The organism is Sphingomonas sp. Ell38C01 (genome assembly GCF_055231975.1).
The window spans coordinates 1,248,718-1,270,424 of the sequence record NZ_JBUYVA010000001.1 but is presented as its reverse complement, the minus strand read 5'-3'; the positions used below and the strand labels follow the sequence as shown (position 1 = coordinate 1,270,424).

Genomic DNA, 21,707 nt, shown 5'->3' with positions numbered 1-21,707 from the left:
GCCAAACCCCGCACGCCCCGATTCAGCTCATCCTGATCTCGCGAGGGAAACACACACCGCTGCCGCTTCCGAAACGCGGGTTCGCCACGCTTCGACACGCCGATTCTACGGACAACAGGTGAGAGTGCCCCTCTGACACTTGATGAGTATCAGTGGCGTTTTGGGGATGCAACGGGATTTTTGGGGATTACGCGGGAAACGCACTCAATCCGGGGGAAACGTCCCCACATGGCCGGGATCGGGACCAACAAGGCGCGTGGGACGAGAGCGCCTGGCCACACAACGCGTACGCCGCGCGGCCCCACCGATCCCGTGAAATCCCCGCGCCGTCACCGCGATCCCCGCGCGGCCGGCATCGCGCCGTTGCCGTCGACCGTACTCGGCGCCACGCCGAGTTCGGCCAGCGGCTCGTTGGGCGGGGCGAGCATCATGTTGGAAGCGGTCGCCATATTGGCGACGGTATCCGCGCGCGGCGCGCCGATCGCCGCGATCGGGCGCTCGCGCGAAACCGAACTGAAGATCGCGCTGGCCAGACCGATCAGCAGCACGACCGCGGCCAGGCCGATCATGCCGACCTTCACGCGCTGTGCGGTCTGGGCTTGGGCCGTCTGGGCCTGGGGGCGGTCCGATATCTTCATTCCGTCGCGCGATTGTAACGAAACATCGCGCTTTTGTCGACGCGTGTTCATTCCGTCGTCCGGCCGAGCCCTTTTGCCGCGCGCCAGTCCGGGTCGTACAGTGTCGATAGATAGCGGAATCCGCTGTCGCACAGAATCGTGACGACGCGCGTGCCCGGCCCGAGCCGCCGCCCCAGCGCTATCGCTCCCGCCACGTTGATCCCCGACGACAGTCCCAGGCACAGCCCCTCCTCGTCGAGCAGCCGTCGCACCCAGTGATAGCCCTCCTCGTCCGAAATGCGGAACTGCGTGTCGATCGGCGCGCCCTCCAGATTGGCGGTGATCCGCCCTTGTCCGATCCCCTCGGCCACCGATGATCCTTCGGACTTCAGTTCGCCATGCGCATAATATTCGTAGAGCGCGGCACCATGCGGATCGGTCAGCGCGATCGTGACGCGCTCGTCCTTCGCCTTCAGCCCCATGCCCACGCCCGCGACCGTCCCGCCGGTGCCCGCGGCGCAGGTGAACCCGTCGACGCGCCCGTCCATCTGCGCCCAGATCTCCTCGGCGGTGCCGACGATGTGCGCGCGGCGGTTCGCGATATTGTCGAACTGGTTCGCCCACACCGCGCCCGGCGTCTCCTCGGCGATCCGCCGCGAGGTGTGGACGAAGTGCTGCGGCGAACTGAACGGCGCGGCGGGCACCAGCACCAGTTCGGCCCCCAATGCGCGCAGCGTGTCCATCTTTTCCTTGGACTGGGTGTCGGGCATCACGATCACCGTCTTGTAGCCTTTGGCGTTGGCGACCAGCGCCAGCCCGATCCCGGTATTCCCCGCGGTCCCCTCGACGATCGTCCCGCCGGGCTGGAGCAGCCCGCGCGCCTCGGCGTCCTCGACGATGAACAGCGCCGCGCGATCCTTCACCGACGCGCCCGGATTGGCGAACTCGCATTTGCCGAAGATCTCGGCACCGCTGGCCTCGCTCGGCCCCTTCAGCCGGACGAGCGGGGTGTTGCCGATGAGCGCGAGGGTGTCGTTGGCGATATGCATCCCGTGAATGTAGGCGTGCCGGTCCGCCCGGCCAAGCGCACTTCGCTGTCTTGCCCGCAATCCGAGATCGTTTCCGTCGCGCTCGATCATGCCCGCGCATGCGCCAGGCATTTGGCGATTTCGGAGAGGGACGGTATCCCGCCCGCCTGAATTTCGGCGACTGCTTCGCCTACGCGCGGCGCGAACCGCTACTTTTCAATGGCTGCGGTTCTTTACGGACCGACATTCCGGCGACGATTGGACGGCCAGATCGCCAGGGGCCGCTGCGGCGCCACCACCGGCTGGTCGCATCCTGCCGCGAAAACCCCGACACCGTTGTCGCACCGCCTTGACGTCGCATGCTGCATGCGCGAAGCGCAGGAGCGCTATGAGAACCCCCCTCCTCCTCGCCGCCGCCCTTCCCTTCCTCGCGCTCGCCGCCTGCGACAGCAAGCCGGCCGCGCCCGAAGTGATCGACACCAATCCCGATCCGATGGCGAGCACACTCGCCAATCGCGCGCCGGTGGAGCTGCCGCCGTCGATCAGCGCGGACAAGACGTTCCGCTGCAAGGACAACAGCCTCGTCTACGTCACCTTCTTCCACGGCGACAAGCAGGCGTTCGTCCGCACCGACAAGGCCGGTACGCCCACGACGCTCAAGGCCGAGAAGGCGGGCGATCCCTATGTCGCCGATGGCGGCTGGAAGCTGACCGGCACGCCCGCCAACATCACCCTGACCCAGCCGGGCAAGGGTTCGCTCACCTGCAAGTCGTAATCGCCTGCCCGGCCGTTCCCGCACGCCGCGCGCGTGCGGGGCGGTCCGGCGCGCGCCCCGCCTGACCCGATGCCTGATCCGATGCCCAGTCCGATGCAGGTGCTCGATCCGCACATGGTGCTCGGCGCCTATGCGGTCGGGGTCTTTCCGATGGCGGAGCAGCGCGACTCCGTCTCGGTCCACTGGGTCGAGCCGAAGCGCCGCGCGATCCTGCCGCTCGATGGCTTCCGTCTGTCGCACTCGCTGCGCAAGACGATCCTCGCGGATCGCTTCCGCGTGACCGCCGACACCGCCTTCGCGCGGATGGTGCGGCTGTGCGCCGAAAGCGTCGAGGGCCGGCCGGAGACGTGGATCAACCCCGCGATCGAACAGGTGTTCAACCGCCTCCACGCGATGGGATTCGCACACTCGATCGAATGCTGGGACGGCGATCGGCTCGTCGGTGGGCTCTACGGGCTCGCGCTGGGCCGCGCCTTTTTCGGCGAGAGCATGGTCAGCCGCGAGCGCGACGCCTCCAAGGTGGCGCTCGCCGCGCTCGTCGCGCGCTTGCGCGCCGGCGGCTACACGTTGCTCGACTGCCAGTTCATGACCAGTCACCTCGCCTCGCTCGGCGCAGTGGAGATTGCGCGCAGCGCCTATCTGGCGCTGTTGTCTACCGCGCTGTCGGGCGTGGTCGGCGCCTCGACCTCGGCGCTGCCCTCCGCCGACTTCGCGGCGGTCGATCGCGCGGCCGGCGCCGCGATCGACACCGTATCCGCGCCCCTGTCGGGGAACGTCATCGCGCAGCTCTTGGCCCAGACGTCGTAGACGGGGTGCAACACGACGTTCAGCGCCGGGCGCTCCTTGAACAGCCACCCCGAAAACGCGCGCTTCCAAGACTTGTCGACCTGCTGGACATCAAGCTGGACGAACGCGCCGGTCAGCGCGTCCTGTTCCCACGGCGCGGTCTGTTCGCATGCGCGCAGCCGCACGACGGTGTCGCCCACGCGCACCGCCTGCCCTGGCTTGAGCGTCAGGTCGCGGCTGACGCCGTTGCGCTTGTTGAGCAGCCCGATCACCGCGACGCGCTCGCGCATCGGCGTCGTCCCCGCATCCATCACAGCGTCGCCCGACTGGTCGACCGTCACGACATCACCGGTCGCGCCGGGCGAATCGGCGGGTTGCGGCGAACTCGCGGGCACCGGCTGGCGGACGGTCGCGGCGGGCGTCGCGTCGGCATCGAGCCAGCGGACTCCCTGCCATCCCGTCCCCTGCCAGACGACGGTGGCGAGCGCGACCGCGGCGACGCCGGCGATCGCGGCGGTGCGCTTCACCCCTCGGGCGTCCACGCTTCGTAATCGCCGGTCGCGGCGGCGCGCACGCCGCCCTTCTCCATCGCGCCGGGGGGGCGATAGGCGAGCGCGGTGCCCGTCATGTTGGCCACCGCAGGCTTCTCCCACCGGCGCGCGGGCGGCATCGTCTTGTCGGGCACGTCGTCGACGAGGTGCGCGAGCCAGCTCGTCCATTCGGGCGGCACCCGGCTGGCATCGTTGGCGCCCTCATAGACGACCCAGCGGCGCGGCCATCCGTTGGTGTCCTTGCCACCCTTGAAATAGACGTTGCCCAACGTGTCCTCGCCCACGCGAACCTTGCCGCGCAGGCCGAACCACGTGCCGAGCGTGATGCCATTCCACCAGGTGAACGGATTGCGATTGAGTCCCATCGCCACCGCGCTTAGCCGCCCCCGCGCCGCGCATCAACCGGCGAGTGTCCAGGGTCGGCCCGGATCGGCGCATCCCGCTCCGCACGTCATCTCAGCGAAAGCTGGGATCTCACTTCGCTGGAGCGCGCGCTCGCATCGAGACCCCGGCCCTCGCCGGGGCGGCGCCCGGAAGACCCCCTACCAGCTGACCCGGTCCCCTTCCGCGATCCCCAGTTCAGCCGCGCGGCCGCCGTTGATCTCCAGCACCGCCGCCACCGCCTCGCCCGACGCCACCGGCGCTTCCGAGAACGGCACCGTATTCTCTGCGATCCGGGCGATCGTCCGGTCGGCGCGGATGAAGACGATGTCGAGCGGGCGCGGCGTGTTCTTCATCCAGAACGCCGTCGCGCGCGGTGCGGTGCCGTTCGCATCGTCCTTCGGCGGATAGGGCGCGAACAGCATCCCGCCGTCCGCGGGAATCGTCGTGCGGTACATCAGCCCGCGCTCCTGCTTCGCCGCGGTATCCGCCAGATCGACGACGAAGCGGTGCGATCCGTTGGCGCTGGCGATCGTCACCGCGACCGTGCCCGGCGCGACCTTCGCCGGTCCGGAGCAGCCGGCCAGCAGCAGCGCGAGCGCCAGCGAAACGCGGCTCACGAATCCTCGCGTTCGACAGCGGGCGATTCGTCTTCCACCGCAACCGCCAGTGGCCCCTTGCGCGCCTCGACGATCCGCGCGCGCAGCGGCTGGTCGGGCTCCACCTCGACGATGCCTGCCCGGCGCAGCGTCTCCATATGGACGAACACGTCGGTCAGCCCCGCCGCGCGCACCAGAAAGCCATAGCCCTTCAGCCGGTTGAACCATTTGACCGACACCGCCTCCCACGGGCCCGCCTCGTCGACGAGGGCGACCGGATCGACGCGGTTGCCCGTCTCGCGCACTGGCACCGGCTCGACAGCGTTGCTGGTATCGACCGACAGCACCTCGCGCGCCTGGAACCCGCGCTCCCCGCGCACCGCGATCACGCGCAGTTCGGCGCCTTCGGGCAGGCTGCGGCGGCCCAGCGGCTGGAGCACCGAAAAATGGATCAGTACGTCGCCCACGCCCGCGTCGTCGGGCACGAGGAACCCGAACCCGCGCGTCACGTCGAACCATTTCAGCGTACCCGCGACCTGGATCGATCCGTCCGCGCCGTTCTCGGCATCCACGGTCGCGCCCTCGCCCCCGGCCATCGCCGGAGTCGAAACGTCGTATTGCCGGTCCTGAGTCATCGGTCGCGGATCGTCACGCATCACATGGCCCCTGTGCCTCGACGCTAGCAGGCTTGGCGCAGTGCACAATATGTTCGCTCACGCTTGGTAGAAATCGTCGATCGTTTCGCCCGGCGCCATCGCGACGATCCGCTTCGAAAGCGCGAAGTCATGTCCCGCACGCAGCAGCGCGGCCAGCTGCTTGCGACGCAGTATCGGGTCGGCCGGCGTCGCGGCCCACGGGCCGATCCGCCGCCGCCGCGCGAACGCCATCGCGCTCTCGTCCGCACGATCCGCGATCACCGGCGCCAGGTCCGCGCTGTCCTCCGCCGCGATTCCGGCCGCCTTCAATGCCTGGTCCACCCGCCGCGCGCCGAGCCCGCGCCGCGCCATCGCGCGCGCGCGCGCGTCTGCGAAGGCGGCGTCGTCGACATAGCCCAGCCCCGCCATCCGCTCCGCCACCGCGCGCGGATCGGGCGGCATGGCATCCTCCCAGCCGCGTTCGCGTATCTTTCGCGTGAGATAGTCGGCCAGCTTGCCCCGGCTGGTCGCGAACCGCTCGACATAGCGCAGCGCCAGCCGGTCGAGCGCGGCGGGGTCCAGCGGCGGCGGAGAAGCGCGGGAATGGGAGGGATGTCGCATCACGCCATGTTTGTGCCACACTGGACTCCGATTTTGAACGTGGCGCATTCCCATAGGCGTCGACGCCCGATGATGCGGTACGGGAACCGCGGATGGACGAACGGACAGTGATGACGACCCAGACGATGACGACCCAGACGGTGACGGGGGACACGGCCCTGATGCCGACCCCGACAGAGGACGCGCTGCCGCGCCGCCGGTCGGACTTCGCGACGCTGGGTGGCGCGCTCGACTATGCCGCGACCGGCGCGCGCGGGCTGAACTTCCACGACGCGCGCGGCACGCTCGCCCGCGCCTATCCCTTCGCCGAGCTGCGCGCCGATGCGATCGCGGCCGCGCATCGTCTCGTCGCCGCCGGGGTGAAGCCGCAGGACCGGATCGCGCTGGTCGCCGAAACGAGCGCGGAGTTCGCCGCACTGTTCTTCGGCGTCGTCTATGCCGGCGCCTGGCCGGTGCCGCTGCCGCTGCCCACCTCGTTCGGCGGACGCGATTCCTATATCGAGCAGCTTCGCGTCCAGCTCTCGAGCTGCGAGCCGTCGATGCTCGTCTACCCTCCCGAGCTCGCGCAGATGGCGGGCGCCGCCGCCGAGGCCGCGGGCACGCAGGGCGTCGATTGGGCGGAGCTGCTTGCGCGCCCCATCGTCGAGGGTCCGCTGGCGCAGGCGTCGACCGACGACATCGCCTATCTCCAATATTCCAGCGGCTCGACGCGTTTCCCGCACGGCGTCGCGATCACCCACCACGCGCTGCTCAACAACCTCGCCGCGCACGCGCACGGGATGGAACTGATCGACACCGATCGCTGCGTATCGTGGCTGCCCTGGTATCACGACATGGGGCTGGTCGGCTGCTTCCTGTCGCCCGTCGCCAACCAGGTCTCGACCGACTATCTCAAGACCGAGGATTTCGCGCGCCGCCCGCTCGCGTGGCTCGACATGATCTCGCGCAACGCGGGCACCTCGATCAGCTATTCCCCCACCTTCGGCTACGACATCTGCGCGCGCCGCATCTCGTCGCAGACCAAGGCATCGGACCGGTTCGACCTGTCGCGCTGGCGGCTGGCGGGCAACGGCGCGGACATGATCCGGCCCGACGTGATGCAGGGCTTCGTCGACGCGTTCGCCGATGCCGGGTTCCAGGCGACCGCCTTCCTCCCCAGCTACGGCCTCGCCGAGGCGACGCTCGCCGTCTCGATCATGCCCCCGGGCGAAGGGATCCGCGTCGAGTTGGTCGAGGAGACTCAGCTCTCTGGCGTCCCCGCCGGGCAGGATCGCCCGCAACGCTACCGCGCGATCGTCAATTGCGGAAAGCCCGTGCGCGACATGGCGGTCGAGATCCGCGAGGAAGACGGCACCCCGCTGCCCGAGCGCGCGATCGGCAAGGTCTGGTGCACCGGCCCGTCCGTCATGGTCGGCTATTTTCGCGACGAGGCCGCGACCGAGGCGTGCATGGCCCCCGATTCCACCGGGAAAGTCTGGCTGGACACCGGCGACATGGGCTACATGTCGGACGGCTATATCTACATCGTCGGCCGCGCCAAGGACATGATTATCGTCAACGGCAAGAACCACTGGCCGCAGGACATCGAATGGGCGGTCGAGCAGCTGCCCGGGTTCAAGGCGGGCGACATCGCCGCCTTCGCGATCACCACCCCCGGCGGCGAGGAGACGCCCGCGGTCCTCGTCCAGTGCCGCAGCTCCGACGAGGGCGAGCGCCTTCGCCTGCGCGACGAGATCCGCGAGCGCGTCCGCTCGGTGACGGGCATGAACTGCGTGATCGAGCTGATCCCCCCGCGCACGCTCCCGCGCACATCCTCCGGCAAGCTCAGCCGCGCCAAGGCGCGCAACCTCTACCTCAGCGGCGACATCAAGCCCTACGACATCGCCGCCTGAATCTGACGCCGCGGGCGCTCCAGACTCGGACGGGATCGACGGGCAGAAGCGAGGGTACGGCCACCTCACCCAACCCCGTCACCCCGGACTTGATCCGGGGTCCCGCTCGTGTCCGGCCACAAGAAGCGGGAGCCTGGATCCAATCCGGGGTGACGAAAAATGATGCGGGCGTTCCTGATCCGTCTGCTCCGGCCGGATGACCTCAATCCCTTGTAAAAAAATCGCCACCCCGGTCGTATCGGAAACGATTGCTCAACCACGCGCGGCTACACCGGCCCGGTGAGCACCGTATCGCCCAACCTCCCCGCGCCGGCCGTTTCCGTGGCGCAGCTCCTCGGCCTCCGCGACGGGGCGGATGCCGCCGTCGCGGGTCGTGTCCGCGCGACGCAGCTCCACGCCGCACGCCGGATGGCGCCCTGGCTGCTCGTCGCGAACCTGGCCTGCGTCGCGATGGTCGTCGCACTGTTCCACGCGGTCGCGCCGTTCGCCACGGTCGCGGGATGGGGCACGGTCGGCGCCATCCTCGTCTCGGCGGTCGCCGCGCGCCGGCTCGTCAGCCATCACCGCGACGAAGGCTATGCCACCGCGCGCGACCTGCGCGACACCGTCACGGAGGGAGCGGCACTGGCCGCGGTCTGGGGCTCGGCGCCGTTCCTCTTCGCCGGCCATGGCGGACCGGTGGAGACGATCGGGCTATGGCTCGCGATCGTGCTCGCGATGGTGGCGGTGGCTGTCGGCCTCGCCGCGCTCGCGCTGGCGGCGGAGGTCTGCCTCGCCGCGGTCGGCCTCGCTGCGATCGCGACGCTGCTGATGGCCGGCGGCTGGATTCCCGCCCTGGCGATGGCGATGCTCACCGCGGCGCTCATGATCGGCGCACTGTCGCGGGGCGCGGCAAAGGTCCAGCTTCGCGCCAACGAACTCGCGCTCGCGGAACGCGACGAGACGGTCAGCCTGCTGCTCCGTGAATTCGAGGATACCAGCGCGGACTGGTTGTGGGAAACCGATGCCGCCCGCCGGGTCGTCCGCGCCTCGCCGCGCTTCGCCTATGCGCTCGGGCTCGATCCGGTGAGGATCGACGGCATGCCGTTCCTCCAGGTGCTCGCCGGCCCCACCTGGGAGGCCGGCAATTTCTCCGCCGGCCTTCGCCTGCTCGCCGACAAGCTCAAGACGCGCGAGAGCTTCCGCGACATCGCGCTCCCCGTCAGCGTCGCCGGCGAGGAGCGGTGGTGGGAAATCTCCGCCAGCCCGCGCATCGACGAAAAGGGCGCTTTCGTCGGCTTTCGCGGCGTCGGCTCCGACGTCACCGAACAGCGTGCCTCGGCGGACAAGATCAACCGGATGGCGCGGTTCGACACGCTCACCGGCCTGCCCAACCGCCTGCTCATCAACGAGACGCTCGCGCGTGCGATGGCGGAGGCGGACAAATGGGGTTCGCGCTGCGCGTTCATGATGATCGATCTCGATCGGTTCAAGGCGGTCAACGACACGCTCGGCCACCCGATCGGCGATCGCCTGCTCGGTCGCGTGTCCGAACGGCTGGCGCGGCTGGTGACCGATACCGAGATCATCGGCCGGCTGGGCGGCGACGAGTTCGCGGTCGTGGTGCGCGACGCCACCGATTCGACGCGCGTCGAAAAGCTCGCGCGAACGATCATCGAGACGCTCTCGAAGCCCTATGAGGTCGACCAGCACACGCTCTACATCGGTGCCTCGGTCGGCGTCGCCACCTCGCCGCGCGACGGCCGCACCGCGGAGATGCTGATCCGCTCCGCCGATCTCGCGCTCTATCGCTCGAAAGACGCCGGCGGCGGCGTCTTCCACGCCTATGAGCCCCAGCTCCACACCCGCGCCGAGGAACGTCGCGTCCTAGAAATGGCGCTGCGCGGCGCGCTCGATAATGGCGAGCTCTATCTCGACTATCAGCCCGTCGTCGACACCCTCACCAGCCAGCTCGTCGGGTTCGAGGCGCTGATCCGCTGGAAGCATCCCGAGCTCGGCCAGATCTCGCCATTCAAGTTCATCAGCCTTGCCGAGGATGCGCGCCTGATCGAGCCGATCGGCGCCTGGGTCGTCCGCACCGCCTGCGAGGAGGCCGCGCGCTGGCCCGAGGGGGTCCGCGTCGCGGTCAACGTCTCGCCCGAACAGCTGCTCAACCCCGGCTTCGTCACCGTCGTCGCCTCCGCGCTCGCCAATTCCGGGCTAGACACCAGCCGGCTGGAGCTCGAAGTGACGGAAAGCGTGTTCATGAAGGAGGGCACCAGCGCGGTAAAGACGCTGGAACGGCTGCTCGATCTCGGCATCCGCCTCAGCCTCGACGATTTCGGCACCGGCTATTCCTCGCTGGGCTATCTCAGCCGCACCCGGTTCTCGACGATCAAGATCGATCGCAGCTTCGTGCGCGATGCCGCCAAGGGCGAACGCGAGGCGATCGCGATCTGCCGCGCGGTCGTGGCGCTTGCCGACAGCCTGGGCATGGCCACCACCGCGGAAGGCGTGGAGACCGAGACCGAGCTGGCCATGGTTCAGGATCTTGGCTGCACCAAGATCCAGGGCTATTATTACGGTCGCCCGCTCCCCGTCGCCGAAGCCCGCCAGCTCGCCAGCCGCCGCTGGGACGACTCCGCTGCGGCGTAAGGTTGCGCGGCGTGAGGTTGCGCAGGGGAGGGTTTTCCCCTATGCGCGCGCACTTCCGTGGCCATGGTCATCCCTGGAGGCGTGGCGCGGGAAGAACACACATTCGTTTCGATAAAGGTACATGCAATGAGCGATACGCTGACGCTCGCAGCCGAGACGCGTGACCGGGTTGGCAAGGGAGCCTCCCGGGCGCTGCGTCGTGACGGCCGCGTCCCCGCCGTGATCTACGGCCAGAATCAGGAGCCGGTCTCGATTCATCTCGAGGAAAAGGCGCTGATGAAGGCGCTGAACACCGGCCACTTCATGACGACCGTCGTCACCGTCGCCGGCCAGCGCACGCTGCCCAAGGACGTCGCGTTCCATCCGGTCACCGACCGGCCGGTCCATGTCGACTTCCTGCGCATCTCGGCGCACTCGACCGTGACGGTCCAGGTGCCCGTCGTGTTCACCGACGAGGACGATGCCCCCGGCATCAAGAAGGGCAACGGCGTGCTCAACGTCGTGCGTCACGAGATCGAGCTGGTCTGCGACGCGTCCGAGATCCCGACCGAGATCAGCATCTCGCTGGCCGGCCGCGAGATCGGCGACTCGATCCACATCAGCGACGTCGCGCTGCCGAAGGGTGTCGAGCCCTCGGTCGACGACCGCGACTTCACGATCGCCACGATCGTGCCGCCGACCGTCCCGACCGCCGAGGACGAGGCGCTCGAGGCCGAAGTCGCCGAGACGCAGGCCGCCGAGCATGAGGAAGCCGTCGCCGAGGCGGAAGCCGAAGCTGCCGACGACGCAGCCGAAGGCGAGGACAAGGCGGAGGGCTGAGCCCTTTCCTTCGTCGCGAGACACGGGGGGCGGGGCGGCGATGGTCGCCCCGCCCCTTTTCATGTCCAAGGCGGTTCAGCGACTCCGCTACGGTGTACCCCCGCGAAGGCGGGGTCCAGTCTGGGCTCCCGCCTTCGCGGGAGCACAAGGTTGCATACCGGACGTCGCCCGCGATTGTCCGGGCGCCGTCCTAAGGAGTGAAAGCGAATGCAGATCTGGGCCGGCCTCGGCAATCCGGGCGCGCAATATGCGATGCACCGCCACAATGTCGGGTTCATGGTGGTCGATGCGATCGCCGCGGTCCATGATTTCGCGCCCGTGAAGAAGCAATTCCAGGGCTGGACGCAGGAAGGCCGCCTCGGCAGCGAGAAGATCCTGCTCCTCAAGCCCGCCACCTTCATGAACGACAGCGGCCGCAGCGTCGCGGAGGCGCTGCGCTTCTACAAGCTGGGCGTCGACGCGCTCACCGTCTTCCATGACGAGCTCGATCTCGCCCCGATGAAGGTCAAGGTTCGCACCGGTGGCGGGCTCGCCGGCCACAACGGCCTGCGCTCGATCGACCAGCATCTGGGGCCGGAGTTCCGTCGCGTCCGCCTCGGCATCGGCCATCCCGGCCACAAGGATCGCGTCACCGGCCATGTGCTCGGCAACTACGCCAAGGCGGAGATCGACCCGCTCAGCGACCTGCTCGGCGCGCTCGCCGCGGAAGCCGCCTGGCTCGCCGCGGGCGACGACGTGCACTTCATGAACGACGTCGCGGTGCGCATCAGTGGGTGAGATCTGCACATCTACATTTCACCTCATACCGTTTTATCATGTGCTGGGGGCAACCTAAATTCTTCATGAATCGGCTCACCCGATTGATTACGTCCAGCCGACTTTTTTGACTTCATCAAGCGATCACGCGATCGAATTTTTTCCTGATCTAATACCTTACTTTTAAGCGGAAAATCCATTGATAGGAAGAATAACGCCATAATAGATGACGATATCAAAAATGATACGCCAGTGACTCTCATTAAAATTATATTTGTCTGCCTTGCACCTAGATCGGGGAAAAATCTCTTGTTGTTGGAATTTTTCCAAGAATTAAAGAAATGATGCGGAAGATTTTTTATTCCACTTTTATGATAATTTTTATTTTTCCACTCTTCGAAATTATCTAGTTTTTCACAATGTCGTTCGGAAAAATATCCGCTATTTTTTTTGTATATTCCTTCGCTTTCTAGGTCCCTTTCTATTTTGGCTAGCCAAAATCCCATCCTCGAATGATCCAGCCAAATCCGAGACAGTGACGAGGCGCTGGTCAAGTTAACTATGCCCAATATCGCGACCGCGCCGATACCTATAAGGTAATCTATTCTCCCCAGCGGTTGCCAATTGGCAATTAATGCTACAACAACAAAACTTCCTGCATATACTCTCGTTGGTATTGCCCAGCACAATGAATCAAGGCTATTATAGGTTGCTATATATCCAGCAAATAGCGCCTTTTTCACCTCGATATCGCTAGAATTTTCTAACCTTTTTGAACGATTTAAAAAATTTCTAAGGTATTTTATCGGACTTTCCAGATCACGATCCTCATCATCATTATTGTAATCAATGAGCTGGATATCTGCCAACTCTCTGGCTGTATCTTTATCTAAAACCTGTACCCGAACGCCATCCGGACGATCTGGTTCGCGCCGTTCTGCCTCGGCATGTGCGGCACGTTCACCCGCTGCGACAGGCTGGGATCGGTCGGGCCGACCATCATCCCGCCCTCCAGCCCCAGCGTCACACCGGGTTCGACGACGCGCGAATAGCCCATCGTCATCGCGGGCGTCATCCGTCGGCTGATGCGTACGCCCGCCTGCCGCGGCGCATAGAGCAGCCGCGCGGTCTCATCCTTGCGCGGCGCGGCCCGGGGCGCGAGCCGCCCGCCGGCGGAGACGTGGAAGCCCTCCGCGCCGAACGGATAATAATCGACCATCGACCCGCCGAACCCGCGCTGCACGCGCCCGTCGAGCGCGTCGGGTGTGGCCGCGGGCGTCGTCAGCACGCGCAGCCGGAAATCGCCCGGCAGCTTCGATCCCAGCACCGGCGACACCGTCCCGGGCGTCAGCCGCGCGCGCGCCGGGACCGTCTGCGCCCCCACCACCGTAGAAGCCCCGCACGACCAGAGCACCGCCGCCGTCGCCAATTCCCGTCCGATCGATCCCCGCATCGCCGTCCCCCCGTTCGTCGCCCCCGACGAATACCCGTTCGATACGAAGACCTTATGACACTGCCCGACTCTCACCACGATCTCGCCACATTGCGACAAAGCGTTGTGGCGCAGCGACCGGACGAGGCTTGGCAACCGGAACCACCGCCCCTACCCAGCGGGGCATGGCCACCCCCGACATCCGCCCGCTCTTCGCCACCCTGCTCTACCGCGCCGAGCTCGACGCCCCCGCGCTGGTCGAGGAGCTCGAGGACTCGGTCCGCGCGCTCGCGGAGGATGACGTCGCGGGCCGCCGCTGGTCGAAGGCGAAGGGCTATCGCGGCTACACCTCCTACGCCTCGCTCGACGACCTGCCCGTCCGCGATCCCGCCTTCGGGGACCTGAAGCGCATCCTCGACAAGCACGTCGCCCGGTTCGCGGAAGCCTGCGCGTTCGATCTGGCAGGGCGCAGGCTCAAGCTCGACAGCCTGTGGGTGAACCTCCTCAAGCCCGGCGGCCACCACAGCGCGCACATCCATCCGCACAGCGTCGTCTCGGGCACACTCTATGTCGCGGTCCCGCCCGGCGCGGGGGCGCTCAAGCTCGAGGATCCGCGCCTCGCGATGATGATGGCCGCCCCGCCCCGCCACGACGACGCCCCCGACGACCGCCGCACCTTCGTCACCGTCGCGCCGGAACCCGGCACGCTGCTGTTGTGGGAAAGCTGGCTCCGCCACGAAGTCGTTCCGAACGGCGCGAAGACCGACCGGATCAGCATCAGCTTCAACTACCGCTGGTGAACGCGCGGCGGTAAGCTGGCGTTCGCGCGCGCAACGCCCTATGGCGCGCGCTTCCCCAATACACGAAGGCACGACATGGGTTTCCGCTGCGGTATCGTCGGGCTGCCGAACGTCGGCAAGTCCACCCTCTTCAACGCGCTCACGGAAACGGCGGCGGCGCAGGCGGCGAACTATCCGTTCTGCACGATCGAGCCCAATGTCGGCAACGTCGCGGTGCCCGATCCGCGGCTCGACGCGCTGGCGAAGATCGCGGGCTCCGCCAAGATCATCGAGACGCAGCTCGGCTTCGTCGACATCGCCGGGCTCGTCCGCGGTGCGTCGAAGGGCGAGGGTTTGGGCAACCAGTTCCTCGGCAACATCCGTGAGGTCGACGCGATCGTCCATGTCCTGCGCTGCTTCGAGGACGGCGACGTCACGCACGTCGAGGGCAAGGTCGATCCGATCGCGGACGCAGAGACGGTCGAGACCGAGCTGATGCTCAGCGATCTCGAAAGCCTGGAAAAGCGTGTCCCCAACCTCGTCAAGAAGGGCACGCAGGGCGACAAGGAGGCGAAGATCGGCGCCGCCGTCCTCGGCCAGGCGCTGGAACTGCTCCGCGAGGGCAAGCCTGCCCGCCTGACCGTGCCCAAGGACGACGAGGAAGCCCGCGTCTTCGCCCAGGCGCAGCTCATCACCGCCAAGCCCGTCCTCTACGTCTGCAACGTCGACGAGGGCGATGCCGCGAACGGCAACGCGCATTCCGCGCGCGTCTTCGAAAAGGCGAAGGCGGAAGGGGCCGAGGCCGTCGTCGTCTCCGCCGCGATCGAGGCGGAAATCGCGACGATGCCCGCCGGGGATCGCGGCGAATTCCTGTCCGAGCTGGGGCTCGAGGAAACCGGCCTCGCGCGTGTCATCACCGCGGGCTACAAGCTGCTCCATCTCCTCACCTTCTTCACCGTCGGCCCCAAGGAGGCGCGCGCTTGGACGGTCGAGGTCGGCGCCAAGGCCCCGCAGGCCGCGGGCGCGATCCATTCCGATTTCGAACGCGGCTTCATCCGTGCAGAGACGATCGCCTTCGCCGACTATGTCGCGCTCGGCGGCGAAAGCGGCGCGCGCGACGCGGGCAAGCTGCGTCAGGAGGGCAAGGAGTATCTCGTCCACGACGGCGACGTGATGCTCTTCCGCTTCAACGTGTGACGCGATCCGGCCTGGAATCCCTTCCCGTTCGCACTGAGCCCCGTCACCCCGGACTTGATCCGGGGTCCCGCTTCTTCTTTTGAAGACGGCATCGGAACCAAGCGGGCCCCCGGATCACGTCCGGGGTGACGGTTGGATCAAAAGACGTCCGGACGTCGCAAAGTCGACCTGCCGCCCGCTACTGCCGATCCTCCACCACACTCCCCTCCAGCACATTCCCGTAAGGCGCCACCGGCGCGGGCGTCGCGGCCTCCCGCGGCCCGATCCACGATGCGCTGTTCCCTTCCGCGACCGGCACCTCCAGCCGCGGCGTCTTCGGGGGCGGCGCGGTCGGCGACGGCACCGGTGCGGGCGCGGCGGCGTTGTTCCCCGCCTCCTCCCCACCCGAACAGGCGGCAAGCGACAGGATGAGCGCGACGGGGGCTAGGCGTATCATCCGTCCTCAAACCGCGACACCGCCGCCCGTTCCATCGTCGCGCCCCGCCCAGCACGTCGCGAATCGGGTCAACATAGAGTTCGGTCCGACGATTCGCCCACATCCGTCATGCCGGACTTGTTCCGGCATCCACCGTGCCGCAAGATTGAGCCGGACGGACTCACCATGCCGCGACCTCCCGGAAGATCCGGGTGACCCGGTGTTCCCGGCACCGTCCCGAATGCGCGTACGAACCCCGACGAGGCGACCATGAAGCCCTTTGCATCCCTCCTGCCCGCGCTCGCGCTGGCCGCCTGCGCCTTTCCCTACACCCCGCCCGCGCTGTCCCCCGCGACGCAGGCCGCCCCCGCCGCCACGCTCGCCCCGCCGCTGCCCACGCCCTACGCCACCGCCGCTACGCCTGGCGCCGCGACCCCGGCGACCGACGCCCCCGTCACCATCCTCATCTCGATCGACGGCTTCCGCCCCGATTATCTCGCCCGCGGCGTCACTCCCACCCTCTCCCGTCTCGCGCGCGACGGCGTGACCGCCGCGATGCGCCCGTCCTTCCCTTCGAAGACCTTTCCCAACCACTGGGCGATCGTCACTGGCCTCCGCCCCGATCGCAACGGCATCGTCGCCAACACGATGGAGGACGCGCGCCGCCCGGGCGAAACCTTCACGATGGCCACCGACGATCCCTTCTGGTGGAACAGCGCCGAGCCGATCTGGGTCACCGCGGAGAAGGCGGGCATCCGCACAGCGACGATGTTCTGGCCCGGCGCGAACGTCGACTGGGGCGGCACGAAGCGCACCGGCGGGCATGGCGACGTCGACGGCGGCGTCCGACCCGACGACTGGCAACAGTTCAACCAGGCGATCGACGGCAATCAACGCGTCGATTCGGTGATCGACTGGCTCCGTCGCCCCGCCGCGGCCCGCCCGCGCTTCGTCACGCTCTATTTCGACAGCGTCGACAGCGCCGGCCACGATTATGGCCCCTATGATGCGCGCACGACGAAGGCGGTCGCCGAGATCGACGCGACGATCGCGCGCCTCGTCACGGGGCTCGCGACACTCGGCCAGCGCGCGAACCTCGTCATCGTCGCGGATCACGGCATGTCCGCGACCTCGAGCGACCGCACGATCGCGCTCGACACGATCCTGCCCCCTGCCGACGCGCGCATCGTCGAGAGCGGCCCCTACGCCTCGCTCGTCCCCGCCCCCGGCCGCGAAGCGGCGGTCGCTGCCGCGCTCGCGACGCCGCGCGCGCATATGCGCTGCTGGCCCAAGGCGCAGATCCCCGCCCGCTTCCATTATGGTCGCAACGATCGCGTGCCTCCCTGGCTGTGCCTCGCCGACGACGGCTGGCTCATCGTGAAGACGAAACCCGACAAGCCTTTCACCGGCGGCAATCACGGCTACGACAACGATGCCGCCGACATGCGCGCGCTGTTCATCGCCAGCGGCCCCGCCTTCGTCGCCGGTCGAACGCTCGCCACCTTCGACAATGTCGACGTCGCCCCCCTGATCCGCGACCTGCTCGCGCTGCCCGCCGACGCGACGCTCGATGGCAACGACGTGCCGTTCCACACTGTCCTGCGTCGGCGAACGCGCTAGTCTTCCGGAAAGAGGAGAGGCACGATGCAATTTTACGAGGACATCACCGTCGGCACGAAGGCCGCTTTCGGCGCCTACGCCGTCACCCGCGACGAAGTGATCGACTTCGCGCGCAAGTTCGATCCGCAGCCCTTCCACCTCTCGGACGAGGCTGCCGCTGCCACGCACTTCGGGCGTCTCTCGGCCAGCGGCTGGCATACCTGTGCGATGACGATGTCGATGGTCGTCGCCAATCTGGCGAAACAGGATCAGGCGGGGCTCGGATCGCCGGGGATCGACGAGCTCAAATGGTTGAAGCCCGTCTATCCGGGCGACACGCTCCGCTGCGAAACCGAAATTCTCGAGAAGCGCGTGATGAAATCGCGCCCGGAGATCGGCCTGTTCAAGAGCCGGATGACGGTCTTCAACCAGAACGACGAGGCAGTGATGACCTTTGTCTCGAACGGCATGATCGGCACGCGACCGGAGGCCGCGTAGGCGGTGCGCGGTCGCCGGGCGACCACCGTCACCCCGGACTTGGTCCGGGGTGCACCGCGCCGCGAACACGACATCGGCATCACGCGTACGAGGGTCGATGACGGGACCTCGACCACCATGTGAACCCACCGGCATCAAGGAGCGGGCCACCGCCCCTTGTCACGCCCGCGCTCAGTTTCGCCGGTCGCGCCGGTTCTCCCGTCGCAGCGCTCCACGATCCTGCCGGTACTCGCGCCGATACTCGCGATTCGCGTCGACACGCCGGTCGCGATACTGTCCGCGATCGATCTGGCCCTGCCGGAAATCACGTCGGTCGTCGCGGCGCTCGCGCACATAACCGCGCTCGTCGCCACGCCGGTCGCGGCGGAAGTCCTGCCAGTTGTCGCGGATCTCCGCCCGGCCGCCGTTCCAGCCGCCACGGCGACCTTCCCAATAGCGCTGCTGGTTGCCGTTCCAGCGATAGGGCCGGCGCGACTGATCGTACACGTACACCCCCGTGCCCGGATAATAGAACCCGTCGTTCCATCCGTAATAGGACGACACGCCGCCATAGCCGTACGGGTCACCATACCCGCCGCCATAGCCATAGGGATCGCCATATCCCGCGACGCCGTAGCCCACCCCGACGCCGCTATAGCCATAGCCGTCAGTACACGCCGTCACGCCGAGCCCGATACCGAGGGTAAGCCCCACAAGGGCCAGTCGCTTGAGGATCATGTCCGTTCTCCCGCACAAGGGGGTGGCCGATACGCGCCACCGGTTAACGGAAAACGAGGGCAGTCCGTCGCGGTTCCATTACCCCGCCGGAACGACGTCCGCCGGACACGACGGCGCCCCGATTCTCATCGGGGCGTCACGTAGCTCGGGGTCGAGGCGCCGGACGACCCGGCGCGTCCGGTCAATGCTTTATGTCGCGCCAGACATTCTGATACGCGCCCCAGGCGAGGAAGCAGAAGATCAGCAGGAAGATCACCGCCGCCAGCCCGGCCGCATGCCGCGCCTCGAGGTTGGGCTCCGCGGTCCAGGTAAGGAACGCGGCGACATCCTTCGCCATCTGGTCCTTCGTCGCCTTGGTCCCGTCGGTGTACGTCACCTGCCCGTCCGCGGTCAGCGGCGGCGGCATCGCGATGTTGAGATTCGCGAAATACGGGTTGTAGTGCAGCCCCGTCGGCGTCTTGGCCTCCGGGAATTCCTTCAGCAGCGCGGCAGGCTGGTTGACATAACCGGTGATGAGCGCGTGGACGTAGTTCGCGCCGTCATGCCGCGCCTTGGTGATGAGCGACAGGTCGGGCGGCAGCGCGTTGTTGTTGCCCGCGCGCGCCGCGACCTCGTTGGGATACGGCGTCGGGAAGTGATCCGACGGCACGTTCTTGCGCGTCGCTGGCTCGCCGGTATCCGGATTGATGCTCGGCGCCTCGATCTGCCACTGGCTGGCGATCGCCTTCACCTCGGCCTCGGTATAGCCGATCTCCGCCAGGTCGCGGAACGCCACGTACTTGAGGCTGTGGCAGGCCGCGCAGACCTCCTTGTACACCTGGAAGCCGCGCTGCAGCTGCTGGCGGTCGAACTTGCCGAACAGCCCCGCCGACGACAGCCCCGCATCCTCGGGATGCTTGTGGAACGCGTGCTCGGCGGTCGGCTTGGCCGGATCGGTGATCGCGGTCGACACCGTGCCGTAGAGCGCGAGCGCCAGCACGAAGACGAAGGCCGCGCCGACCAGCGATGCGATGAGACGTACCATGGTCTTTTCCAGTTCCCTGTTCGGCTACGTCAGGCGGTCGCGGCGCTGTGCGCGATGCTGGTGCCGCCCTGCTTGGCGAGCACCGCCTCGGTGATCGAGTTCGGCAGCGGGCGAGGCCGCTCCGACCGCGCCACCCACGGCAGGATGATGAGGAAGTGCGCGAAGTAATAGGCCGAGGCGAGCTGCCCCAGGATCACGTTGCGCGCGTTCGCCTCCGCCCCGCCGACATAGCCCAGCACCAGAATGTCGAGCAGCAGGATCCCGAGGAAGATGCGGTACTTCGGACGATAATTGGCCGAGCGCACCGGCGACGAATCGAGCCATGGCAGGAAGAACAGCAGCAGAATCGACCCGAACATCGCGAGTACCCCCCACAGCTTGGCATCCAGGATGAAGTTCGCGGTGAAGCTCTTGAGGATCGCGTAGAAGGGCAGGAAATACCATTCGGGCACGATGTGCGCGGGCGTCGAGAGCGGGTTCGCCTCGATATAGTTGTCCGGGTGCCCCAGCAGGTTCGGGCTGAAGAAGATCAACGCCGCGAACACCAGCATGAACACGCCCACGCCCACCGCATCCTTGGCCGTGTAGTATGGGTGAAACGGCACGGTATCCTGCTCGCCCTTCACGTCCACGCCGGTCGGGTTGTTCGAGCCCGGGATATGCAGCGCCCAGATGTGCAGGATGATGACGCCCGCGATCACGAACGGCAGCAGATAATGGAGCGAGAAGAAGCGGTTGAGGGTGGCGTTATCGGGCGCGAACCCACCCAGCAGCCACACCCGGATCGTCTCGCCGACCAGCGGGATCGCGGAGAAGAATCCGGTGATGACCTGCGCGCCCCAGAACGACATCTGCCCCCAGGGAAGCACATAGCCCATGAACGCGGTCGCCATCATCAGCAGGAAGATCACGACGCCCAGCAGCCACACCATCTCGCGCGGCGCCTTGTACGATCCGTAATAGAGGCCGCGGCCGATATGGATGTAGACGACCAGCAGGAACATCGATGCACCGTTGGCGTGCGCATAGCGCAGGAACCAGCCCGCGTTGACGTCGCGCATGATGTGCTCGACCGACGAGAACGCGACCGCGCCGTTCGCGGCGAAGTGCATCGCCAGCGTTACCCCGGTCACGATCTGGATCACCAGCGCCACGCCCGCGAGCACGCCGAAGTTCCAGAAATAGTTGAGGTTGCGCGGCACGGGATAGCCCGCGCCGATCGCGCCGTAGACGAGACGCGGCAGCGGCAGCTTCTCGTCGAGCCACCGCATCAGCGGTTGCTTCGGCTCGTAATGCTTGGCCCAGGGAAAGCTCATGGTGCTGCTACCTCAACCGACCGTGACGGCCGTGTCAGACGTGAAGGTGTACTCGGGAACGTGCAGGTTCAGCGGCGCCGGCCCCTGCCGGATCCGCGCCGCGGTATCGTAGGCCGAGCCATGGCACGGGCAGAAATAGCCGCCGAACGGGCCCTTGTTCTCGCCCTCGCCCGCGCCCAGCGGCACGCAGCCCAGATGGGTGCAGACGCCCAGCGTGATGAGCCAGTTCTCCTTGCCCGGCTTCGTCCGCTCCGCCAGCGTCTGCGGGTCGCGCAGGTCGCTCAGCTTTACGGCGTTCGCCTCGGCGATTTCCTTTGGCGTCAGGTTGCGCACGAACAGCGGCTGCTTGCGGAACTGGCTCTTGATCGCCTGGCCGGGTTCGATCTTCGACACGTCGATCTCGGTGGTCGACTGCGCCAGCACGTCCGCGGACGGGTTCATCTGGTTGATGAGCGGCAGCACCACCACCGCGGCGCCAACGCCCGCAAAGGCGACGGTGGCGATGTTGATGAAGTCGCGGCGCCGGGGATCCTCGACGTTCTCGTGGAACGGCGCGGGCGCTTCGCCCGGGGGCACCATATCGTCGACAGTCGCCATTCAGCCTAACCCTTGCAGTATCGTGTCGGGCGACCACAT

The 21,707-nt window shown here is 67.2% G+C and carries 23 protein-coding genes and 1 pseudogene; 10 read left to right on the top strand and 14 right to left on the bottom strand.

The genetic code is table 11. The annotated features are described in order from the left end of the window. Positions 1–329: 329 nt before the first annotated feature. Positions 330–638, bottom strand: coding sequence for a hypothetical protein (locus ACV7NO_RS05930; protein ID WP_463405091.1), 309 nt, complete (start codon positions 636–638; stop codon positions 330–332). Positions 639–685: 47 nt separating this feature from the next. Further along, positions 686–1,666, bottom strand: coding sequence for a cysteine synthase A (locus tag ACV7NO_RS05925; RefSeq protein ID WP_463405090.1), 981 nt, complete (start codon positions 1,664–1,666; stop codon positions 686–688). Between the two features lie 367 nt (positions 1,667–2,033). On the opposite strand from ACV7NO_RS05925, the gene ACV7NO_RS05920 reads away from it, so the two are divergent. After that, positions 2,034–2,420 carry a hypothetical protein gene (locus ACV7NO_RS05920; protein WP_463405089.1) on the top strand — a complete coding sequence of 129 codons (387 nt, stop codon included), beginning with the start codon at positions 2,034–2,036 and terminating at the stop codon, positions 2,418–2,420. Between the two features lie 69 nt (positions 2,421–2,489). Next, positions 2,490–3,227 carry a leucyl/phenylalanyl-tRNA--protein transferase gene (aat, locus tag ACV7NO_RS05915; RefSeq protein WP_463405088.1) on the top strand — a complete coding sequence of 246 codons (738 nt, stop codon included), beginning with the start codon at positions 2,490–2,492 and terminating at the stop codon, positions 3,225–3,227. Positions 3,228–3,262: 35 nt separating this feature from the next. On the opposite strand, the pseudogene ACV7NO_RS05910 reads toward aat, so the two are convergent. From ACV7NO_RS05910 to ACV7NO_RS05890, 5 genes and pseudogenes are all read right to left on the bottom strand, one after another. Then, positions 3,263–3,496 (bottom strand): annotated as a pseudogene (locus ACV7NO_RS05910) (DUF2155 domain-containing protein); the annotation flags it as partial. A gap of 233 nt (positions 3,497–3,729) precedes the next feature. Next, positions 3,730–4,122, bottom strand: coding sequence for an NADH:ubiquinone oxidoreductase subunit NDUFA12 (locus ACV7NO_RS05905; RefSeq protein ID WP_463405087.1), 393 nt, complete (start codon positions 4,120–4,122; stop codon positions 3,730–3,732). A gap of 177 nt (positions 4,123–4,299) precedes the next feature. Further along, positions 4,300–4,758, bottom strand: a complete 459-nt coding sequence (locus tag ACV7NO_RS05900; RefSeq protein ID WP_463405086.1) for a DUF192 domain-containing protein — start codon at positions 4,756–4,758, stop codon at positions 4,300–4,302. Then, a complete protein-coding gene (locus ACV7NO_RS05895; protein ID WP_463405085.1) occupies positions 4,755–5,393 on the bottom strand; it encodes a cold-shock protein in 639 nt (212 codons plus the stop codon). Before ACV7NO_RS05895 ends, ACV7NO_RS05900 begins: the two co-directional genes overlap by 4 nt. A gap of 57 nt (positions 5,394–5,450) precedes the next feature. Further along, positions 5,451–5,993, bottom strand: a complete 543-nt coding sequence (locus tag ACV7NO_RS05890) for a RecX family transcriptional regulator (RefSeq protein ID WP_463405084.1) — start codon at positions 5,991–5,993, stop codon at positions 5,451–5,453. A gap of 110 nt (positions 5,994–6,103) precedes the next feature. Here ACV7NO_RS05890 and ACV7NO_RS05885 point away from each other — a divergent pair, with 110 nt between their 5' ends. From ACV7NO_RS05885 to pth, 4 genes are all read left to right on the top strand, one after another. After that, positions 6,104–7,885, top strand: a complete 1,782-nt coding sequence (locus ACV7NO_RS05885) for a fatty acyl-AMP ligase (protein ID WP_463405083.1) — start codon at positions 6,104–6,106, stop codon at positions 7,883–7,885. 279 nt (positions 7,886–8,164) lie between these two features. After that, complete coding sequence (locus ACV7NO_RS05880; RefSeq protein ID WP_463405082.1) at positions 8,165–10,519, top strand: putative bifunctional diguanylate cyclase/phosphodiesterase; 2,355 nt, start codon at positions 8,165–8,167, stop codon at positions 10,517–10,519. Positions 10,520–10,645: 126 nt separating this feature from the next. Continuing rightward, on the top strand, positions 10,646–11,338 hold the full coding sequence (locus ACV7NO_RS05875) for a 50S ribosomal protein L25/general stress protein Ctc (RefSeq protein ID WP_463405081.1): 693 nt from the start codon (positions 10,646–10,648) through the stop codon (positions 11,336–11,338). Positions 11,339–11,545: 207 nt separating this feature from the next. Continuing rightward, positions 11,546–12,115 carry an aminoacyl-tRNA hydrolase gene (gene pth / locus ACV7NO_RS05870; RefSeq protein ID WP_463405080.1) on the top strand — a complete coding sequence of 190 codons (570 nt, stop codon included), beginning with the start codon at positions 11,546–11,548 and terminating at the stop codon, positions 12,113–12,115. A 23-nt stretch (positions 12,116–12,138) separates the two neighbouring features. Here pth and ACV7NO_RS05865 read toward each other — a convergent pair whose 3' ends face one another. Together ACV7NO_RS05865 and ACV7NO_RS05860 are read right to left on the bottom strand one after the other, a co-directional pair. Then, the gene (locus ACV7NO_RS05865) at positions 12,139–12,963 is read right to left on the bottom strand and encodes a hypothetical protein (RefSeq protein WP_463405079.1); all 825 of its coding nucleotides are present in this window, start codon (positions 12,961–12,963) and stop codon (positions 12,139–12,141) included. Between the two features lie 20 nt (positions 12,964–12,983). Further along, positions 12,984–13,547: a hypothetical protein gene (locus tag ACV7NO_RS05860; protein ID WP_463405078.1), complete on the bottom strand. Its 564-nt coding sequence runs from the start codon at positions 13,545–13,547 to the stop codon at positions 12,984–12,986. A 164-nt stretch (positions 13,548–13,711) separates the two neighbouring features. Between ACV7NO_RS05860 and ACV7NO_RS05855 the strand changes: the two genes are divergently transcribed. Both ACV7NO_RS05855 and ychF read left to right on the top strand, forming a co-directional pair. After that, on the top strand, positions 13,712–14,326 hold the full coding sequence (locus ACV7NO_RS05855; protein ID WP_463405077.1) for a TIGR02466 family protein: 615 nt from the start codon (positions 13,712–13,714) through the stop codon (positions 14,324–14,326). Positions 14,327–14,401: 75 nt separating this feature from the next. Next, positions 14,402–15,502, top strand: coding sequence for a redox-regulated ATPase YchF (gene ychF / locus ACV7NO_RS05850; protein ID WP_463405076.1), 1,101 nt, complete (start codon positions 14,402–14,404; stop codon positions 15,500–15,502). Positions 15,503–15,680: 178 nt separating this feature from the next. Here the strand turns inward: ychF and ACV7NO_RS05845 are convergent, their stop codons facing one another. Further along, positions 15,681–15,938, bottom strand: a complete 258-nt coding sequence (locus ACV7NO_RS05845) for a hypothetical protein (RefSeq protein ID WP_463405075.1) — start codon at positions 15,936–15,938, stop codon at positions 15,681–15,683. 249 nt (positions 15,939–16,187) lie between these two features. Here ACV7NO_RS05845 and ACV7NO_RS05840 point away from each other — a divergent pair, with 249 nt between their 5' ends. Both ACV7NO_RS05840 and ACV7NO_RS05835 read left to right on the top strand, forming a co-directional pair. Beyond that, a complete protein-coding gene (locus ACV7NO_RS05840) occupies positions 16,188–17,537 on the top strand; it encodes an alkaline phosphatase family protein (RefSeq protein WP_463405074.1) in 1,350 nt (449 codons plus the stop codon). A gap of 24 nt (positions 17,538–17,561) precedes the next feature. After that, a complete protein-coding gene (locus ACV7NO_RS05835) occupies positions 17,562–18,014 on the top strand; it encodes a MaoC family dehydratase (RefSeq protein ID WP_463405073.1) in 453 nt (150 codons plus the stop codon). A gap of 171 nt (positions 18,015–18,185) precedes the next feature. Here ACV7NO_RS05835 and ACV7NO_RS05830 read toward each other — a convergent pair whose 3' ends face one another. From ACV7NO_RS05830 to petA, 4 genes are all read right to left on the bottom strand, one after another. Beyond that, positions 18,186–18,731: a hypothetical protein gene (locus ACV7NO_RS05830; protein WP_463405072.1), complete on the bottom strand. Its 546-nt coding sequence runs from the start codon at positions 18,729–18,731 to the stop codon at positions 18,186–18,188. A gap of 181 nt (positions 18,732–18,912) precedes the next feature. Then, complete coding sequence (locus tag ACV7NO_RS05825; protein ID WP_463405071.1) at positions 18,913–19,755, bottom strand: cytochrome c1; 843 nt, start codon at positions 19,753–19,755, stop codon at positions 18,913–18,915. A 29-nt stretch (positions 19,756–19,784) separates the two neighbouring features. Next, positions 19,785–21,071, bottom strand: coding sequence for a cytochrome b (locus ACV7NO_RS05820; RefSeq protein ID WP_463405070.1), 1,287 nt, complete (start codon positions 21,069–21,071; stop codon positions 19,785–19,787). 12 nt (positions 21,072–21,083) lie between these two features. Continuing rightward, entirely contained in the window at positions 21,084–21,650 is a 567-nt protein-coding gene (gene petA / locus ACV7NO_RS05815; protein ID WP_463407284.1) for a ubiquinol-cytochrome c reductase iron-sulfur subunit, read from the bottom strand. Positions 21,651–21,707 lie beyond the last annotated feature (57 nt).

Bases quoted from the DNA above. Each gene is read 5' to 3' on its own strand.
- ACV7NO_RS05830 (WP_463405072.1), bottom strand. From the start codon at position 18,731: ATGATCCTCAAGCGACTGGCCCTTGTGGGGCTTACCCTCGGTATCGGG.
- ACV7NO_RS05895 (WP_463405085.1), bottom strand. From the start codon at position 5,393: ATGCGTGACGATCCGCGACCGATGACTCAGGACCGGCAATACGACGTT.
- pth (WP_463405080.1), top strand. From the start codon at position 11,546: ATGCAGATCTGGGCCGGCCTCGGCAATCCGGGCGCGCAATATGCGATG.
- ACV7NO_RS05845 (WP_463405075.1), bottom strand. From the start codon at position 15,938: ATGATACGCCTAGCCCCCGTCGCGCTCATCCTGTCGCTTGCCGCCTGT.
- ACV7NO_RS05885 (WP_463405083.1), top strand. From the start codon at position 6,104: ATGACGACCCAGACGATGACGACCCAGACGGTGACGGGGGACACGGCC.
- aat (WP_463405088.1), top strand. From the start codon at position 2,490: ATGCCTGATCCGATGCCCAGTCCGATGCAGGTGCTCGATCCGCACATG.
- ychF (WP_463405076.1), top strand. From the start codon at position 14,402: ATGGGTTTCCGCTGCGGTATCGTCGGGCTGCCGAACGTCGGCAAGTCC.
- ACV7NO_RS05875 (WP_463405081.1), top strand. From the start codon at position 10,646: ATGAGCGATACGCTGACGCTCGCAGCCGAGACGCGTGACCGGGTTGGC.
- ACV7NO_RS05835 (WP_463405073.1), top strand. From the start codon at position 17,562: ATGCAATTTTACGAGGACATCACCGTCGGCACGAAGGCCGCTTTCGGC.
- petA (WP_463407284.1), bottom strand. From the start codon at position 21,650: ATGGTGCCCCCGGGCGAAGCGCCCGCGCCGTTCCACGAGAACGTCGAG.
- ACV7NO_RS05825 (WP_463405071.1), bottom strand. From the start codon at position 19,755: ATGGTACGTCTCATCGCATCGCTGGTCGGCGCGGCCTTCGTCTTCGTG.
- ACV7NO_RS05860 (WP_463405078.1), bottom strand. From the start codon at position 13,547: ATGCGGGGATCGATCGGACGGGAATTGGCGACGGCGGCGGTGCTCTGG.
- ACV7NO_RS05920 (WP_463405089.1), top strand. From the start codon at position 2,034: ATGAGAACCCCCCTCCTCCTCGCCGCCGCCCTTCCCTTCCTCGCGCTC.
- ACV7NO_RS05890 (WP_463405084.1), bottom strand. From the start codon at position 5,993: ATGCGACATCCCTCCCATTCCCGCGCTTCTCCGCCGCCGCTGGACCCC.
- ACV7NO_RS05855 (WP_463405077.1), top strand. From the start codon at position 13,712: ATGGCCACCCCCGACATCCGCCCGCTCTTCGCCACCCTGCTCTACCGC.
- ACV7NO_RS05840 (WP_463405074.1), top strand. From the start codon at position 16,188: ATGAAGCCCTTTGCATCCCTCCTGCCCGCGCTCGCGCTGGCCGCCTGC.
- ACV7NO_RS05930 (WP_463405091.1), bottom strand. From the start codon at position 638: ATGAAGATATCGGACCGCCCCCAGGCCCAGACGGCCCAAGCCCAGACC.
- ACV7NO_RS05905 (WP_463405087.1), bottom strand. From the start codon at position 4,122: ATGGGACTCAATCGCAATCCGTTCACCTGGTGGAATGGCATCACGCTC.
- ACV7NO_RS05925 (WP_463405090.1), bottom strand. From the start codon at position 1,666: ATGCATATCGCCAACGACACCCTCGCGCTCATCGGCAACACCCCGCTC.
- ACV7NO_RS05820 (WP_463405070.1), bottom strand. From the start codon at position 21,071: ATGAGCTTTCCCTGGGCCAAGCATTACGAGCCGAAGCAACCGCTGATG.